At 41.2% G+C, this 17100-nt stretch carries 20 protein-coding genes; 16 read left to right on the top strand and 4 right to left on the bottom strand.

The genetic code is table 11. The annotated features are described in order from the left end of the window. Window positions 1-3: 3 nt before the first annotated feature. Window positions 4-1191 carry an N-acetylglucosamine-6-phosphate deacetylase gene (nagA, locus tag AC1DDK_RS03980; protein WP_288879689.1) on the top strand — a complete coding sequence of 396 codons (1188 nt, stop codon included), beginning with the start codon at window positions 4-6 and terminating at the stop codon, window positions 1189-1191. 13 nt (window positions 1192-1204) lie between these two features. Further along, complete coding sequence (locus tag AC1DDK_RS03975; protein WP_337715823.1) at window positions 1205-1969, top strand: glucosamine-6-phosphate deaminase; 765 nt, start codon at window positions 1205-1207, stop codon at window positions 1967-1969. Here the strand turns inward: AC1DDK_RS03975 and AC1DDK_RS03970 are convergent. Both AC1DDK_RS03970 and AC1DDK_RS03965 read right to left on the bottom strand, forming a co-directional pair. Continuing rightward, window positions 1966-2856: a winged helix-turn-helix domain-containing protein gene (locus AC1DDK_RS03970; RefSeq protein WP_337715822.1), complete on the bottom strand. Its 891-nt coding sequence runs from the start codon at window positions 2854-2856 to the stop codon at window positions 1966-1968. The genes AC1DDK_RS03975 and AC1DDK_RS03970 overlap by 4 nt on opposite strands. Window positions 2857-3207: 351 nt before the next feature. After that, complete coding sequence (locus AC1DDK_RS03965; RefSeq protein WP_172660902.1) at window positions 3208-3570, bottom strand: colicin immunity domain-containing protein; 363 nt, start codon at window positions 3568-3570, stop codon at window positions 3208-3210. A gap of 126 nt (window positions 3571-3696) precedes the next feature. Between AC1DDK_RS03965 and AC1DDK_RS03960 the strand changes: the two genes are divergently transcribed. Further along, on the top strand, window positions 3697-3897 hold the full coding sequence (locus tag AC1DDK_RS03960) for a hypothetical protein (protein WP_172660901.1): 201 nt from the start codon (window positions 3697-3699) through the stop codon (window positions 3895-3897). Between the two features lie 159 nt (window positions 3898-4056). Here the strand turns inward: AC1DDK_RS03960 and AC1DDK_RS03955 are convergent, their stop codons facing one another. After that, complete coding sequence (locus tag AC1DDK_RS03955) at window positions 4057-4368, bottom strand: hypothetical protein (protein WP_048903995.1); 312 nt, start codon at window positions 4366-4368, stop codon at window positions 4057-4059. Between the two features lie 245 nt (window positions 4369-4613). Between AC1DDK_RS03955 and AC1DDK_RS03950 the strand changes: the two genes are divergently transcribed. The 3 genes from AC1DDK_RS03950 (at window position 4614) to AC1DDK_RS03940 (ending at window position 7099) form a co-directional block, all read left to right on the top strand. Next, on the top strand, window positions 4614-6005 hold the full coding sequence (locus AC1DDK_RS03950; RefSeq protein ID WP_337715820.1) for a S41 family peptidase: 1392 nt from the start codon (window positions 4614-4616) through the stop codon (window positions 6003-6005). Window positions 6006-6142: 137 nt separating this feature from the next. Next, entirely contained in the window at window positions 6143-6670 is a 528-nt protein-coding gene (locus AC1DDK_RS03945) for a dihydrofolate reductase family protein (RefSeq protein WP_337715818.1), read from the top strand. A 48-nt stretch (window positions 6671-6718) separates the two neighbouring features. After that, window positions 6719-7099: a DUF1801 domain-containing protein gene (locus AC1DDK_RS03940; RefSeq protein ID WP_337715817.1), complete on the top strand. Its 381-nt coding sequence runs from the start codon at window positions 6719-6721 to the stop codon at window positions 7097-7099. Here the strand turns inward: AC1DDK_RS03940 and AC1DDK_RS03935 are convergent. Further along, on the bottom strand, window positions 7079-7618 hold the full coding sequence (locus AC1DDK_RS03935; protein WP_337715815.1) for a glycosyl-4,4'-diaponeurosporenoate acyltransferase CrtO family protein: 540 nt from the start codon (window positions 7616-7618) through the stop codon (window positions 7079-7081). The genes AC1DDK_RS03940 and AC1DDK_RS03935 overlap by 21 nt on opposite strands. A gap of 520 nt (window positions 7619-8138) precedes the next feature. Between AC1DDK_RS03935 and AC1DDK_RS03930 the strand changes: the two genes are divergently transcribed. From AC1DDK_RS03930 to AC1DDK_RS03885, 10 genes are all read left to right on the top strand, one after another. Continuing rightward, window positions 8139-8324 (top strand): hypothetical protein, encoded by a 186-nt coding sequence (locus AC1DDK_RS03930; RefSeq protein ID WP_337715813.1) that lies wholly within the window; start codon window positions 8139-8141, stop codon window positions 8322-8324. Between the two features lie 134 nt (window positions 8325-8458). Then, window positions 8459-9505, top strand: coding sequence for an alpha/beta fold hydrolase (locus AC1DDK_RS03925; protein WP_337715812.1), 1047 nt, complete (start codon window positions 8459-8461; stop codon window positions 9503-9505). Between the two features lie 52 nt (window positions 9506-9557). Next, a complete protein-coding gene (locus AC1DDK_RS03920) occupies window positions 9558-10010 on the top strand; it encodes an organic hydroperoxide resistance protein (protein WP_337715810.1) in 453 nt (150 codons plus the stop codon). A gap of 146 nt (window positions 10011-10156) precedes the next feature. Then, a complete protein-coding gene (locus tag AC1DDK_RS03915; protein ID WP_337715808.1) occupies window positions 10157-10897 on the top strand; it encodes an SDR family oxidoreductase in 741 nt (246 codons plus the stop codon). 49 nt (window positions 10898-10946) lie between these two features. Next, window positions 10947-11327 (top strand): winged helix-turn-helix transcriptional regulator, encoded by a 381-nt coding sequence (locus AC1DDK_RS03910; RefSeq protein WP_172660892.1) that lies wholly within the window; start codon window positions 10947-10949, stop codon window positions 11325-11327. 26 nt (window positions 11328-11353) lie between these two features. Further along, window positions 11354-12364, top strand: coding sequence for a sensor histidine kinase (locus tag AC1DDK_RS03905; protein ID WP_337715806.1), 1011 nt, complete (start codon window positions 11354-11356; stop codon window positions 12362-12364). A gap of 25 nt (window positions 12365-12389) precedes the next feature. Beyond that, on the top strand, window positions 12390-13106 hold the full coding sequence (locus AC1DDK_RS03900; protein WP_337715804.1) for a LytR/AlgR family response regulator transcription factor: 717 nt from the start codon (window positions 12390-12392) through the stop codon (window positions 13104-13106). A gap of 122 nt (window positions 13107-13228) precedes the next feature. Further along, entirely contained in the window at window positions 13229-14035 is an 807-nt protein-coding gene (locus tag AC1DDK_RS03895) for a DUF1223 domain-containing protein (RefSeq protein WP_337715802.1), read from the top strand. A 42-nt stretch (window positions 14036-14077) separates the two neighbouring features. Then, the gene (locus AC1DDK_RS03890; RefSeq protein WP_172660888.1) at window positions 14078-14467 is read left to right on the top strand and encodes a DoxX family protein; all 390 of its coding nucleotides are present in this window, start codon (window positions 14078-14080) and stop codon (window positions 14465-14467) included. 258 nt (window positions 14468-14725) lie between these two features. Next, window positions 14726-17080, top strand: coding sequence for a hypothetical protein (locus AC1DDK_RS03885; protein ID WP_337715801.1), 2355 nt, complete (start codon window positions 14726-14728; stop codon window positions 17078-17080). The last annotated feature ends 20 nt before the right edge of the window (window positions 17081-17100 follow it).

The following is a 17100-nucleotide window of genomic DNA, read 5'->3' as shown; positions in this document are numbered from 1 at the left end:
AAAATGGAAAAGATTAAGCTATATAATGGTAAAATAATTACTCCCCATCGTATAATTAACGGGGGGTGTATCATTATTGAAGGAGGAAAGATTCTTGACGTAAGCACCTCAGATATTCATGTAGAAGGGGCATTAGAAATAAATGCAAGGGGTAATTACATTGCACCTGGATTTATTGATTTACACGTTCATGGTGGTGGTGGTCACGATTTTATGGACAATGAGCTGGATGGCTTTCTGGCAATTGCAGAATTACACGCTAAACATGGTACAACAGCACTCATGCCTACAACATTAAGTAGTGAGCATCAGGATTTGCTTGATACTTTAAGTGTTTATGAAACTGCCGATGTCAGAAATGTTAAAGGCGCACAGTTTATAGGGATACATATTGAAGGACCATATTTCTCTATGGAGCAAAGAGGGGCACAAGATCCAAGATATATCAGGGCGCCGGATCCGGCAGAATATCAGGAGATTATTGCGGGTTCTAAGGCTATTAAACGCTGGAGTGCAGCACCTGAGCTTAAGGGAGCCTTAGAATTTGCTCAATACCTGACTGAAAAAGGTATTTTGCCATCCATTGCACATACCAATGCGATATACGAAGAGGTATTGCCGGCATTTGAAAAAGGTTTTACTCATGCTACACATTTTTACTCGTGTATGTCGGGTGTTTCGAGGCGAAATGCATACCGTTATGCGGGAGTGATAGAAAGTGCCTATCTGCTTGATGCAATGACTGTAGAAATCATTGCTGATGGCATTCATCTTCCTCCGCCGTTACTTAAGCTTGTCCTCAAAATTAAAGGGGCAGACCGAACTGCACTGGTTACTGATGCAATGCGCGCCGCAGGTATGCCGCCAGGGCCAAGTATTCTTGGTAGTCGACGTGATGGCCTGGAAGTTATTGTTGAAGATAACGTGGCTAAATTGAAAGACAGAACTGCCTTTGCGGGTAGTGTTGCTACGATGGATAAGCTGGTTAGAAATATGGTGGAAATGGCTGATGCTACCCTGGAAGATGCCGTTAAAATGGCTTCTCTTAGTCCGGCAAATATAATCGGCATAGGAGATCGAAAAGGATCACTGGTGGCAGGTAAGGACGCTGATATTGTCATCTTCGATGATCATGTAAACATTATGCAAACCATAGTGTCTGGGAAAAGTATATATGTAAAATCAATTTAATTTATATCTGGTGGTGAAAAAAAAAGAGTTAAGCATGCCTGAGCTTCGGGTTTACAAGTCAAGAAAATTAATGGGAGCTGCGGCAGCGAGCCGGCTCGCCATCGAGATTAATGCTGTTTTGAAAAATAAAGATTCCGTTAATATCGTATTTGCAGCAGCTCCTTCACAAAATGAATTTTTGAGCGCGCTTTTTTACGAGGACATTAAATGGGAGCACGTAAATGCTTTTCATATGGATGAGTATATCAATTTGGATGAAAATGCAACCCAAAGATTTGGGAATTTTTTAAAAGAGCGCATATTTGATAAGTTCAATTTTAAGTCTGTGAACTACTTGAATGGAAATGTTGATGACGTTCAATCAGAATGTAAACGTTATTCGAGGTTACTTGAAAATCATCCGATTGATATCGTTTGTATGGGGATAGGTGAAAATGGGCATCTTGCTTTTAATGATCCGCCCGTTGCCAATTTTAGTGATCCTGAAATCGTAAAGGTGGTTACATTAGATTTGCCCTGCAGGCAGCAGCAGGTTAATGATGGTTGTTTTGCTAGTCTAGACGATGTACCTACTCAGGCGCTAACATTAACAATCCCCGTTCTAATGAGTGCAAAGATTATCAATTGTGTGGTACCCGGACAGGCAAAAGCACAGGCTGTGTTAAATACACTAACCAAGCCCATATGTAGCGATTTTCCGTCAACTGTATTACGAAAACATAACGGGGCAGTACTTTTCCTGGATACCGACAGCAGCAAATACATTCAGTCTTGTTAAGAACTAATCTCAAGCCTGTATCCTTTGGCGCGAACAACAACAATTTTGATATTCGGATCAATTTCCAATTTTTTTCTAAGTTTTGATATGAACATATCCAGACTGCGACCTACAATAACACCCTCATCCTCCCATATCTCTTTTTGCAGTCGACTTCGCTCTATAATCTCGTTAGGAGACGAGGCGAAAATKCGCAGTACACGGGTTTCCGTTCCGGTCAGGTCTGTTGTCTCTCCATTTGTCATGAGCTTACGATTCTTCACGTCGAACAACACTGAGCCCAAAGTGAACATATCAGCATGCCCACTGTTAGGTAAGGCCTTCCGAGGCTTAACAGATCTCAAAAAGAAAAACCCAACAACTGCTAAAAATGACAGACCTCCCAAAAAATATTCATTCTTTGCTACACTTATGCCCGGCGGTTTAAATTTGATGTTGATCATGTAACATGCTCTAGGCTGTTTTCTTCCTAAGCATGCTACAATATCATCTTTCTTATTTTTGGATATTGCGTATCCATAGGCTACACTGGCATTGCTACAGTTCATTACGTTTACAACATAATCACGTGCCAGCTGATCTTTGCCCAACAAGCGCTGAGTAGTATTCACCAGCGAGTCCGGTTGAAAAGTAAGCTCATTCTCAAACCTGATCTGGTATTCATTTTCTGCGATCTTTTTTACCGGAAGCACTCTTGATGTACTGTCGCCCGACTGTAAGAGTATCTCATGTCCAAGCCTTCGTAGCAAAACTTCTCTCCTGGCGATATCAAAGTCGTCACCATCCTTCCTACTGAAAGCCACGCAGATTACAGAAATAAACAAGAGTAGCAACAACCCGAACAGGTACTTGCGTTTCCCGGACAGGAGATTTCGGTTAACATGCATAATGTCAAGATTTTATTTACAAAGTTTACAATTTTATTTGCAATCTAAGCTCTTCAGGCTGAAATATGTCAAAGTAATTTCGCTTAATCAATTAGAAATGATATGAAAAATAAAAGAAACGTTTTGTACAGCACGGTTATCATGCCGTCACCGAAAATCGAGTATCAGGCCTTAGGTGGCCTTTGGTCCAGGTAGTGTTACACATAATATAGTCACCTTTTGCTACACGCTGAGACCGAAATTGTTCGAACCTTGTTCGACCAGAGCCGAATATGTAGGGGACTAGAGTAGTGCCAGATCTTAACGATCTGCACCTCCCAAAAAGAAGGCAAAAAAATTGAACGTTTGAGCTTAAATTTTATTAACGCTTTGCAGTTTCTGTAACTTCTTAAAAGCCTCTTTTGCTCTTCTTATTAACTCACATTCATTAAAATTAATTAAATTAACATTAACAAAATCATCAGGATCATACAAGTAAGCCAGTGAGTAATATCTGATGTCGAGATAGAGGGTATCTAAAACCTTTCCTATTCTCTCGTCAAACTTTCCCAACTGCCCATACTCATCCTGAGATTTGATTTCAAGAAACAATTGTTCGAACTCGGCAATTTCAATTTTTCCGGAATTTAACATCGAGAACAGATGCAAATACTTCTGCAAGTGTATTTTGTCTAATAACTTTATTTCATTTATCATAAAATATGTACTAGTCATCTACGTCTTTTATGATCATGCGGTTTTCATTGCTTCTTTTTTCCATTGTTATGATATAATCTGGAAATTCCATATTCAGGTTTTGCTGCATAATGGAATGATAAGTATGAATATATCCGGGATAAATTGGAACTCACTTACGCAAGTCAGACGGTGAAAGACCAATTGGAGAAAATATGGCAAAATGCTTTAGAAATACGTAACAACTGGGAGCTAAACCACCAGTCAGGCCGAGCAAAATGGAAGTTCATCAAAGCTACAGTAACCCATGATCCAGCTAACTTTGGAAAGGCCTATCTGGTGCAGCGTATTGATTTTGTGAAGTAGTCATCTTTGGTAAACACTTAATCGGAATATATATGCATAAAAAAGGCTGCTTAAAAGCAGCCCCTTTCAATCATCATCAGCCCTTTTCAATCACTAAGGGAATGCTGTTGTGATTATATTTTATCAGAACTATTCAGGGGTTCTGACTAAGATGAAATGTTATTGTACTATTTTACCGTCTTTGTCAATTTTCAAAGATGATGTTTCCTCACCTTTTTTAACATCGATTTGGTAAAAGCTTGATTTATCTGCATTTGTTACCAAAAATGCAGCTGTTGGAGTCCATTCTTTAACTGGATCTGTTTGCAAAGTTTTTTGCACTGGTTCTGGAAGATCTTTTAATTCTACCGGAGTTTTGGTTGTACTATCCTGATGAACACTAATCATCACTGGATTTTTGATTTCGCTTGCTTTTACTGAGGTTAATCCTGCTACAGCTAAAATTGCTGCTGATAAAATGATCTTTTTCATAATTACTATATTAAAGTTCAATTAAATATTCTTGTTATTTATGTTTAGAGTATGCTACATAATAATGCCTAACTACATTTGTTTTGGCACGGGGTTGATTTACAGTAGTTTACTGATTAGCTCGTTTTATTATACTGTTGCATTTTTCCGCAACTTGCGGAGCGCCGATACAGTTTTGTGGATAACAAAGTCCATGTATTAAAAAACTGCCATAATTATTACCTTTAATAAATTCCATTTTGTCGATGAATTATTTTATCTCAGTTATCTGCCTGCTACTCTTAAGTACGTATAGTAAAGCGCAATATCTTGATGAAATGTCTGTAAAACTGCATCAACCCGCTGATCTTAAAAAAGATGTTTACCTCGTGCAAAACACATTAGAAAAAGAAAATCCAAATCTTTATCTATATATCAGTAAAAAAGATCTTGACCATAAATTTGATAGTTTAAGGATGACCATAAAACAACCACTTACCAGCATAAGTCTATATGTTAAACTATTAAGCGTTATCAGTTATATCGGCGATGGTCATTTAACCATCAACATAGACTACTCGAAATTTACCGCCTCTGATATTGCATTTTTAAAGAAGCCAACATTACAGCACCCTATTTATCAATTTAATTACCGGGTAATAGCACACAGGCTATTTATCAGCGAAAATTTATCTGTCGATTCCACAATAGCTAAGGGTACAGAGATCTTAAGTATTAATGATGTTCCAGCCGCTAAATTGATAGATAGCTTGAGCCACTACATTACCTCAGATGGTTATAATACTACCTATAAAGAGTTCCTGATGAACGGCGGCCTATTTGCAGAACGTTATCGTTTTTTATATCCGAAAAGGGAACCTTTGAACTTTAAGCTCAGTTCCAATAAAGGTACGCAACAAATCACACTAAATGCCTTTCAAAAACCTGGTTATGATAGCAGTAGTGTTGCCCTGCCCCCACATACAGCGTATAAATTATTAACGGCTGATAGTAGCATTGCCTACCTTAAACTCCAGACCTTTTTTAATGGCGCTAATTATGAAGGGTATCACGGTATTTTTGCGGACATTCAAAAGAGAAAATTAAAAACATTAATAATAGACCTGCGCGGAAACACCGGAGGAGAAATCGGTTGGGCATCAAGTATATATAGTTTCTTAATAGATACGCCAACCTATTTCTACAAGCTTCCGGCAGAAATAAGCCGGCAAAAGTTACTGTATGATAATCCAAAAATACGGGACTGGGTTAAAAAGGCATCTAAATTAAATTATCCCATTGTTACACCTGATACCAGCATATTTAAAGGCAAAATATATGTACTTATAAATGGTGGTAGTTTTTCGGCATCCAGTTTACTGGCAGCAAATATGCGAAACCTAAAAAACGTAACTTTTGTTGGTGAAGAAACCGGAGGCAGTAAAAATGTCTGGACTGCAGGGATAATCAAAAATATGACGCTTCCCACCAGTAAACTTTCACTCGCTTATGGCAACATGCCGGCCTATTTTGGTGACATTACAAACATTGACGGGCGTGGATTAATGCCTGATGTATCAATTTCCTACACTATTGAGGATTATTTAGCAAATAAGGACCTGGAGATGGATTGGGTGTTAAAGGATATTGCGCGTTAGAGGAGAAAAACACCCTCATATTGTCGCAATTACACCTCACACAGGTAGCCTGTCCTCTTTAAATTTGAATCATCATTATACTAAATAGCATCAAAATGAGAAAGATCAGAATTTTCGAACATATCTCGCTTGACGGCGTGATTGAGCACGACAAAAACTATGCATATGGCGCATGGACTGCACCATACCGGACCCCTGACGGATTGGCTATGCTTCTTGACGCATACGGTCCTGGTTTTGACCTGCTAATTGGCCGACGCACATACGATGAGTGGTTGGGCTATTGGCCAAATGCCGGAGACTTTCCGATGGCGAACGCTATAAACGCTGCAACCAAACACGTAGTGACGCACAGACCGGAAAGCCTTAAATGGGGACCAGTGAAAGATCTTGGAGAAGATTTCATCGAGGAGCTTCGCAAACTCAAGTTGACCGACGGGCCCGATCTGGTCGTTTCCGGAAGTATATCACTGACACCTTTGCTACTCAACGCGGGATTGATAGATGAGGTTATCCTGATTGTATACCCGGTATTACTGGGTAAAGGCAAACGCATTCTTTCTGACAGCTTTGACGCGCGTGAGCTCGAATTCGTTAGCACATCGACCACACCAACAGGTGTGCTGCTCAATACTTATAAGCATTTAGGATCGCTGAAAAAATAATCTATCACTGAGTTTGAATAGGCAATACATGTAGCAAAACCAATTCCAATGAAAATCAGAAACCTTGTTGATCTGTTTACTATCCTTCCTGAAGAAGAAAAAATAATTGTCGACGTATTGCGACAGATAATTATTGAGTCCCTTCCCGAATACTGTAAAGAGAAAATCTCATACAATGTTCCGTTTTTTTATGGCAACAAAGGGATATGTATTATTTGGCCTTCAACTGTTCCCAGGGGAGGTATCAAAAAAGGCGTTCTTTTAGGTTTTTGGTATGGGCATAAATTAAATGACTATGATCACTTTCTGTCTCATGGAACAAACAAGCAAATTTTTTACAAAATCTATCAAACCGCAGAGGAAATTGATGAAAATCCAATAAAAAAGCTTTTAAAAGAGGCGATCAAATTAGATAGCTCGTTTGCTTAAATTTATAGCTCGTTTTATTCTTGGCCGATTATATCGTTGAAGGAAAATGGGATAAAGGTTTAGTAAGACATTTAATATGAGTAACCATAAAGATTTGAGCACTCCATATTCGAATGCCACAAAAACATTAAACCCCAGGACGATCAGCAGAATAATTAAGTGGTCTAGTTCAGATTTTTTTGTCTGATAATGCAAATTCACTAAAGCTTTGGTGTTTTTTTCTATGGGGTTTGATTTTCTGATCACCTTTTCCCAGCCAATCCAAACCAATAATTTTCTGAAAAAATTAATTCCGAGATATTCATATGTTTTTCCTCTCCGTTCCCATTCCTTTTCGTTAAAGTAGGAAGAACCAAGTGGACTTTTTAGTACTGCGGTAAAAACAACCACAAACAACATCAACATGAAGTTCAGAATCCAGGAGAATGAAAATCCATCCATTTTAATATAATGGACCAGGGTATAAATTGAGGCAATTGTGGCGATTGCAATTAAAATTAAAATTAAGGTTTTTCTCATTCATTTATTTCTCAAAAGGACGCTTAGATGAAGTGTTACCTTTTATGGTTGCGCTGAATTTATAGAATGCCCAAACAAAAATCCCTACTAAAATCAAATCATACGCAAAATTTACCCTTACAAACGAGATTGTTGTGGATGTGAATTCTGAATTCTMAAAGGTCATTCTTTGCAGGTAGGGAAAGGGAAAGCCTGCTTTAACAAATGAAAATTGATTCCAGAGAAATGGTAGGGCAGATACCAATAGGAAAGACAAAATAAATAGTACAAAAAATTTCATAAACGGTGGGGATGCTAACTGGCTTTGTAAGTTGGTCGTTGCTAAATTTAATATATTCCTATAAAGAAGCCAAATCGAAAATCCCTTGGGGGATTTTTTTGAAGATTGCTTTCGGAGAAAATTCAGCCACCAGGCTGTCTGGGTCATGGCCCGATTTGTCTGACCCAAGGTTTTTTACTCGTTTTTTCATAGCCTGTCCTGGTAGTTTTGGGGTATCAAATCACCTAATAAACAGTAATTATGAAAATTAGCATCATCTTATTTTCGGCCCGGGACCTGGCAGTTGAAATCAGGAGGCGGCTTGCGGCAGCTATGATCGCCTTCGCTTCCGTACTCGCAATATCAACGGCGAGATTTGAACGGGATCCACAAAGCTGCGGTATGATCACCATTCAGTTGAAAAAGAAAAAACGACCATCGGAGTAAATTGAACTTAAACGTTCGACCCCCCAAATGCCTGGTTGGCGTTTAAGCTTGTCTACTTCAGCCCGGTTATGATTTTTCTCAGGTCCCGGCAGCACTAAATTTACCTTATCAATCAACAAATACTATAAAATACAATGAAAGATCAATCTATATCCCCTCGCCACTGCTTAGGAAGACTAGCCTTTATATTTGCAGCGCTACAGCTGATTTTATTTTCTTCAGCTACAGCAAAACCAATCACGATAGCTGAGAACAGTACGCTCAGGCAGCTCGAGGACCCTTTTAATCACATCAAACAAATAAAGGCAGGTGTACTCAATATTGGTTATGTAGAGGCGGGTCCGGCCAATGGTGAGCCCGTTCTGCTCCTTCATGGCTGGCCATATGACATTTACAGTTACAAAGAGGTATCCGAAATCTTGACCGCTAAAGGCTATAGGGTGCTCATCCCTTACCTGCGCGGTTATGGCAGCACGCGCTTTCTGTCTGCTGCAACGCCACGTAACGGTCAGCAATCTGCCCTTGCCGTGGACATGATTGCCTTTATGGATGCTTTGAAAATCAAAAATGCCATCGTCGGCGGATTTGATTGGGGTGCACGTACCGCAGATATCATGGCCGCATTATGGCCAGAGCGCGTGAAAGGACTGGTTTCTGTGAGCGGCTACCTGATCGGCAGCCAGGCTGGTAACAGGGCGCCGCTTAAACCACAAGCCGAGCTGTCCTGGTGGTACCAGTACTACTTTGCTACAGATCGTGGCCAGGCAGGGTATCAGGCACATACCGCTGAGTTCAATAAACTGATCTGGCAGACGGCTTCGCCCACCTGGAAATTCAGCGAGGAGACTTATAGCCGTTCTGCAGCATCCTTCAAAAACCCTGATCACGTACAAATTGTGATTGACAATTACCGTTGGAGATTAGGGATCACTAAAGGAGAAGCTAAATATGATGCCCTGGAATCTAAACTCGCTACTGCTCCTTACATTACCGTGCCTACAGTAACCCTGGAAGGGGATGCCAACGGAGCGCCGCATCCCGATCCGAGCGTCTATGCCATTCGCTTTAAAGGAAAATATGCACACCATAACATTAACGGTGGCGTTGGCCATAACCTTCCGCAGGAAGCCCCGCAAGCTTTCGCGGATGCTATCCTTGAGGTTGCCACATGGGCCCGATAAACATGAATAACTCACAATCATCATCATTCAAAAATTTAAATATTCAAATACAATGAAAAATCAAACAGTTTTAACCGCCACTGGCGGATCTGCAATCACTAAAGTATTATATACTGGAAAAGTCCACATCACCGGAGGTCGAGAAGGTAAAGCAAAGAGCACAGATGGGCGTTTAGACATCGAGCTGTCTACTCCGGGAAGTATTGGCAAAGGTACCAATCCCGAGCAACTGTTCGCTGCCGGCTGGTCTGCCTGTTTCATCGGCGCTATGCAACACAATGCCGCTGCTGCAAAAATCAAACTTCCGGAAGGAACCTCTGTAGACACTGAAGTTGACCTGGGAACAGGAGAAGAGGGCTTTGCCTTACAGGCCAGGTTACAGGTTAACCTCCCAGGTCTTTCTGTTGAAGAAGCAACCAGCATCGTAGCAGCTGCTCATCAGACCTGTCCTTATTCAAAAGCAAGCAGAAACAATATCAATGTAGAAATTTCAGTAGCCGTATAAACCACTGGATATGAACAAATAAAATGATGCTATGGTATTGTCGGAATGATGTCAGGAATAATGGTTTATCTGGTATCATTGATTATACTGGTAACAAAATTATACCAAATGCATTTTACTTTTGTTCAAATTTACAATAGAAAAATATGGAAACGCTAAAAGGAAAAATAGCCCTTATCACAGGAGGGAACAGTGGCATCGGATATGCGACTGCGAAAGAATTAAAATTACAGGGCGCGGAAGTCATCATTACCGGAAGACGCGAAGATGCGCTGCAAAAAGCGGCTGCAGACCTGGGTGTAAACGGTTTTGTGAGTGATCAGGGCCGGGTCTCGGCTATTGAAGAACTTGCTGAAAAAGTGAGCGCACAATTTGGCAGGATCGATATCCTGTTCATTAATGCAGGAGTTTTGGCAGGTGCAGGGATTGAAAATGCAACCGAGCGGGATTTCGACTATGTGATGGATGTCAATTTTAAGGGAGCATACTTTACGTTGAGCCGCTTTATTCCAATTCTGAATGATGGTGCGTCGGTAGTTTTCCTCTCCTCGAACGTGGCGAGCATGAGCGGAGCCAACTCCTCTATCTACAGCTCGGGCAAAACGGCGCTGAACTCAATAATGAAGATCGCAGCTGTAGAATTGGCTCCGCGGGGGATACGTGTGAATGCGGTAAGTCCAGGACCAACGCAGACCGAGATTCTAAATAAACTCGGGCTTGACCAGGCCAGCCGACAAGGCCTGGATGACTGGATGATTGAGCGCATTCCGCTCCGGAAAATAGGTGCTGCGGATGATGTTGCTAAAATGGTGGCTTATTTCGCCGGAGAGGCTTCCGGTTTTATCACCGGTGCGGAAATCGTGATGGACGGGGGAATGAGTTTATAAGCTTTCGTATCTTAGTATCTTGCAAGCAATCCTTAACCAGTAGTACATCATGAGTAATGAAGAACTTATCCGTAAGTCGGGAGAAATACTTTCCGATCCCAGAAATCAAAAGGAAGAAATCCAGGCACTGCAGGATACCATGTACGTCATGGGCGGAAAATGGAGGCTAATGATCATCAATTCGATCTGTAACGGGAACAGGCGCTTTCGCGACATACAAAGAAGCATTCCGGGTATCACTACCCGGATGCTTTCAAGGGAATTGAAGGATATGGAAGCCAATAAACTGATCAAAAGAACCGTCACACCCTCAACACCAGTGCTGGTCGAATACAGTGAAACAGACTATTGCCTTTCTTTTGGGGCCATTATCCTGGAGATGATCCGGTGGGGCAAGCAGCATCGTGAAAAAATAAGAATGGCAGATTAACCTCACCTGGCTTATCCATGAAAAAAATGAATTTCAAGATATCAAATACCATTATATGGAGCAGTTCTATCGTGCTGGGGGTATTGTCTTCAGTGCCTCAACTTGCTTCCCATCAGTTCAATCTTTTAGAAGCTGCGGTGAATGCAGGTATCACAGCGGCTTTTGCGGTAACGATGTGGTACTTCAATATCTATATGCTTTCGCGAAAAAGCAATAAGACCCAGGGTCAGCAGATCTCTTACCGTAAACTACTGAAGTCCCTGTTATTCGGACTCGCTGTAATGCTCGCACTGGCTTATATCCAGCAGCTAATACTTTCCCATATTGAATTTGGCCCCACGATGCTGATGGTAGAGGTTCGGGGGATCTTGATTAACCTGGTCTTCTATATGTTTTTAAACCTGCTGCAGCAGAACTATGAGAACCAACACGTAAATATGGAGTTGGAGCGCTTCAGAAACGACAACCTCAGCGCGCAGTATGACCTGCTCAAACAACAGGTCAATCCGCATTTCCTTTTCAACAGTCTGAATACCCTGAAAGCCATGGTGGAGAGCAATGATGAGCAGTCGGTAGATTTCATCCTGAAACTGGCTAACTTTTACCGATACACCTTAGAGAGCCGCAAGCTGGATCTCATTCACGTTCGTGAAGAGATGGATATCCTCAACGCCTACCTTTTCCTGCAAAAGGCCAGGTTTGATGATGGTTTTATATTTACCAGCAAACTGGATGATGAAGTGCTGGAAACGCTTATTCCGCCCTTTACCCTACAACTGCTTGTGGAGAATTGCCTGAAACATAACATCGTCTCCTTACATCGGCCATTAAACATCAGTATCTACCGCGAAGCAGGAATGCTGGTAGTGGAGAATCAGATACAGCTAAAGAATAATGAGGAAAGCTCTCTGGGAGTTGGTCTCAAAAATATTGAACTCAAGTACAGTCATTTGCTGGACAGGAAAGTGGAGATCCTGAACGACCAGCAATTATTTCAAATCAAACTTCCATTAATCTATGAACATCATCATCATTGAGGACGAATTACGAACCGCCAAATCATTGGAAAATATACTCCGGGAACTCCGACCCAATGCCAAAATCACGGGCGCGTACCAAAGTATAGAAGAGTCGGTAGCGGCGTTATCCAAAGGACCACAGCCCGACCTGATTTTCATGGACGTTCAGCTGGCAGATGGCCTCAGCTTTGAGATTTTCAAATCGGTAACAATTAGCTGCCCGGTGGTTTTTTGTACAGCCTTTGACGAGTATTCGCTTGAGGCTTTTAAGCGTAACGGAGTGGATTACGTGCTGAAGCCATTTTCAAAAGAAGATATTGCCGGGGCCATGAAAAAAGTGGATGACCTGAAAAACTTCTTTCAGCAAAAGACGATTCCGGATCTGAGCGACCTGCTGATCCAGATGGTTCAACCTGCGGAGAAGACGAGTTTCCTGGTATTCAAGCACCAGAAATATACCACAGTACAGATCGCACAAATCGCCTATTTCTACATCCGGAATGAGTCCACTTCGATCATGTGCTTCGACGGACAAGAATTTTCCCTGAACCAATCCCTGGATCAGGTTACCGGCTCGGTTTCACAAAAGCAGTTTTTTAGGGTGAACCGACAATACCTGATCAACTTCAGTGCAATTAAGGAGATTGAGCATTATTTCCTGCGTAAGCTATATGTGAAATTGGTAATCGAAACTCCGGATAAACTGCTTATCAATAAAGAAAAATCGACCTCTTTCTTATCCTGGATGGAGAACCGTTAACAACAATCCAATTGAAGGGGCGCCCTGTCTATGTGGCGATCCCAATTGTCCGATTCAATCCGAATCTCCTGTTTTTGGGTATCCTTAGTCCCTAAGTTTGGATCAAATTAAAGATTCAAATTATGAAAAGGATACAACTCACCATGCTTTGCGCATTAGCCGTCATCTTATTGCTGACCGCGACCCTGGCCAATAGATCAATGGCCTCCAAATCATCTATCTCACAAACGATAAAAGGGGATGGCTTCGTCGTTCTCGAACTCTTTACTTCCGAAGGCTGTTCCAGCTGTCCGCCAGCAGACGAGCTATTGGCTAAAGTGCAGCGCGAAGCCGGAGACAAACCCGTTTATGCTTTGTCTTACCATGTAGATTACTGGGATAACCAGGGCTGGCGTGATGTGTTTAGCAATCCGGATTACAGCAAACGTCAGTATCAGTATGCAAGCAAGCTTCGCGCACAGGTTTACACACCGCAAGTAGTGGTTAATGGTAAAACGGAATTCGTAGGTTCCAATGCGTCAGCGATGAATTATGCCATAGCAAGTGGCATTAGCGGTAGCGCAGTCAACACACTGCAACTGCAGGGCAAGCAGCAGGGCGCAAAAATGAGCCTCGATTACCAGGTAACCGGAAAAACAACTGACGATGAACTGCTGATCGCGATCGTTCAAAAGAACGCAGTTCATCAGATCAAACGTGGGGAAAATGAAGGCCGTACATTGAGTCATGTGCAGATTGTAAGGAGCTTACAGACTTTCCAGCTGGATCAACCCGAAAAAGGCCAGATTAGCATTGAACTACCCAAAGCATACAGCGCAACAGGATGGGAAATCATCGGTCTGCTGCAGGATAGAAAAAGCAGCGTCATACACAGCGCCACCAGGGCAATATTCACCGCCGGCGAATTTAAAGACATTAAGGTAAAATAAATTGCAAACAATTAAGTAAGACAGTACATAAATATAGAAATCATGAATACTAAAACAACAAACATAACCTTCTGGATCGGCATCGTTTTAACTTCCCTATGGTTCGGTGCAAGCGGATTCTTTGAACTGACCAAAAATGCTTTGGTTTGGGAAATTACCCAGCAACTTGGTTACCCTGCGCATTTTATTTACCTGCTGGGGGTGGCTAAAATATCGGGCGTCATCGTGCTCCTGATTCCCGACAAATTGCTGAGATTAAAAGAATGGGTATTTGCCGGAATCTTCTTTGATATTATCTTCGCATTCGGGTCAAAAGTAGCCGTCATTGGTGTTGGGACAGCCACAGATGCCGTGGTAGCCTTAGTGATGGTCAGTGCGACCTACGCGATGTTCAGAAAGCGCTATCCGGTGGCTTACCAAAAAATTGAGTAAGATTTCAAGCCTGGGTCACGCCGGCGCTTTTGCCATTACGAAAAGCAAAAGAAACAAAAATCTTTTGATATGCATCTTGTTCAAAAAGTTCAAAATTGAAAGCCATAACTTCAGCGCCATAGGTCAAAAAAGCATCAACAAGTGTCAAAATTTGAATAGTTTATCAGGGATTCAATTTATATTTTAGCTTTATTATTTATTCAATTTCATTTCTTTTACTGGTGAAAACCGAAGTATAAATTAGATTCCTTTTTATTCATGAAAAAAACAGTCCTGGTTATTTTTACACTTTTGGTCCAATTTTTTAATGCATCTGCGCAGCAAATCAATCTAAAAACAGACGATCTGAGCCTCAGCATTTCCCAGACTGGTCAGGTCGCCGCAATGCTAAATCCTAAGACTGGAAAAAATTACCTTGCTATCGGAGAAAAGGCCCCTTTATTAAGTGTTCGTGTCGCCGAGGAATGGGAAGAGCCGGCTCAAGCTGTATTTAATAGTAAATCAGGTGTCATTATCCTGAATTTTATGAAGGCCAAGGTTTCCGCAGAAATAAAAGTTGTCCAAAAGAAAACCCACCTTGTTTTCGAATTAATTCGTTTGAACACAAAAGATAAAGTAAATGCAGTTGTCTGGGGCGCATATCCAACTATTATTGGGCAAACGATTGGAGAAGTGGTTGGGGTGGTACGTGATGGTGAATATGCGATCGGGCTTCAATCATTAAACGTAAAAACCATTGGAGGTGTTTTAAAAAATGCTGAAGGGGCGGATTATTCGCGAGGTTCGGTGGCGGTTAGTCAGTCCTATGGGAGTAGTTTACAGGCATTCAGTCTGGATCGATCAAAAGACCGCAAAATCACGGTTTGGAATCAATATCCGAATATGCCGGTTAATGCAATACCCAATGAAACTACAATAGGTTCAAAGATTGCCCTTTTTGGATGTTCCGAAAATCAAGTGCTATCTCGTATTGGAACAATTGAGCTTGCCGAGGGGCTTCCACATCCATTGATTAACGGGGTTTGGCATAAACAGTCCCCTGAAACCGGGAGGGCCTACATGATTACGGATTTTGATGAAAGTAATATAGATACCTTATTGAATTATGCAAAACAGGCAGAACTCATGTCCGTTTACCATGAAAGTCCGTTTCAATCCTGGGGCCATTTTGTTTTAAATCCTGCAAGTTTCCCAAATGGGAATGCGGGAATGAAAGTTTGTGTTGATAAAGCATCAAAAAAAGGGATTCGTATAGGTGTACACACACTTAGTAATTTTATCAATACGAATGATCCTTATGTTACACCGCTGCCCGACAAGCGCCTTGCTTTAACTGGTTCCTCCATCCTAACAGAAAACATCACATCGTCTGCTACTGAAATTGTTGTTGAATCTAATGAGTATTTTAAGAACATAAAGCCAAGTACATTACATGCTGTTCAAATCGGTGAAGAAATTATCCGTTTCCGTGAAGTGACATCAGAACGCCCATTCAAATTGTTGGATTGCCAGCGAGGTGCTTATGGAACAAAAGCATCCGCTCAGGAAAAAGGGGCAGCAGTAGGGATGATGATGGATTATCCCTATAACACGCTTTTTACAAATTTTAGCCTTCAACAGGAAATTGCAGGGATTTTAGGTCGTTTTTTTACTGAAACTGGGGTTAGCCAAATGGATTTTGATGGTCATGAAGGATGTCTATCCTCGGGGGAAGGTGATTATGGTATGCAGGCTTTTGCCGAAAAGGTTTTCAAGGATACCAAGCAGACCTTGGTTAACGGCACAAGTCGTTCCAGTCATTATTATTGGCATATTTGTCATTATTGGAACTGGGGAGAACCATGGTATGGCGGATTTCGTGAATCCCAGGGAGATTTTCGTTTGGAAAACCAACCTTTTTTGGAAAGAAATTACATGCCTAATATGCTGGGATGGTTTTTACTTTCTTCAACAACAACGGCAGATGACATCGAATGGATGATGGCAAGAGCTGCCGGTTACCATGCAGGTTTTGCTTTGGTTGCACGCTATAAAAATTTGCAAAAAAATCCAAATACTACTCAGCTATTAGCTCTGATCAAGCTTTGGCAGGATGCTTATAAAAAGAAAATTTTCTCTCCTGATCAATTGACAAGATTAAAGAATCCGGAAAACGATTTTCATCTGGAACATAATAACCAGGGTTGGAAACTATATCCATTTAAAAAATTCAAATTTGAACATACTAAGCAGGTGCTTCAGCCTGGACAACCAACCTTTTCGGAATGGCAGTTTGTAAATGGTAATGCAGAACAACCCTTAAATTTTACCCTTACTTTTATGGGAAAAGAAGGTGTAATCAGTAATCCGTGGATTGAATTAGATGGATATTTTAAACTTGAATTGCCGGGCGAATATGAAGCAGGAAACTCAGTTGTATGCAATGGAACAACTCTTAAAATTTATGATAATAAGGGGAGTTTTAAGAACGAAATTGCATTAAAACAGCCCATTCCACGCCTTAAGTCTGGAAAGCATACCATTAAATTTGATTGCGGATTTCCTGATGAAAATGAACTGACAAACAGGTTTATCATTAAAACAATCAGCAGTCCTGAAATCATCTCAAAATAGAAATGTATTAGTATCTTGGT

It is taken from the genome of Pedobacter sp. 05T44 (assembly GCF_056395985.1).
Note: the sequence above shows the minus strand (reverse complement) of the source record. Positions and strands in the feature narration are given on the sequence as shown.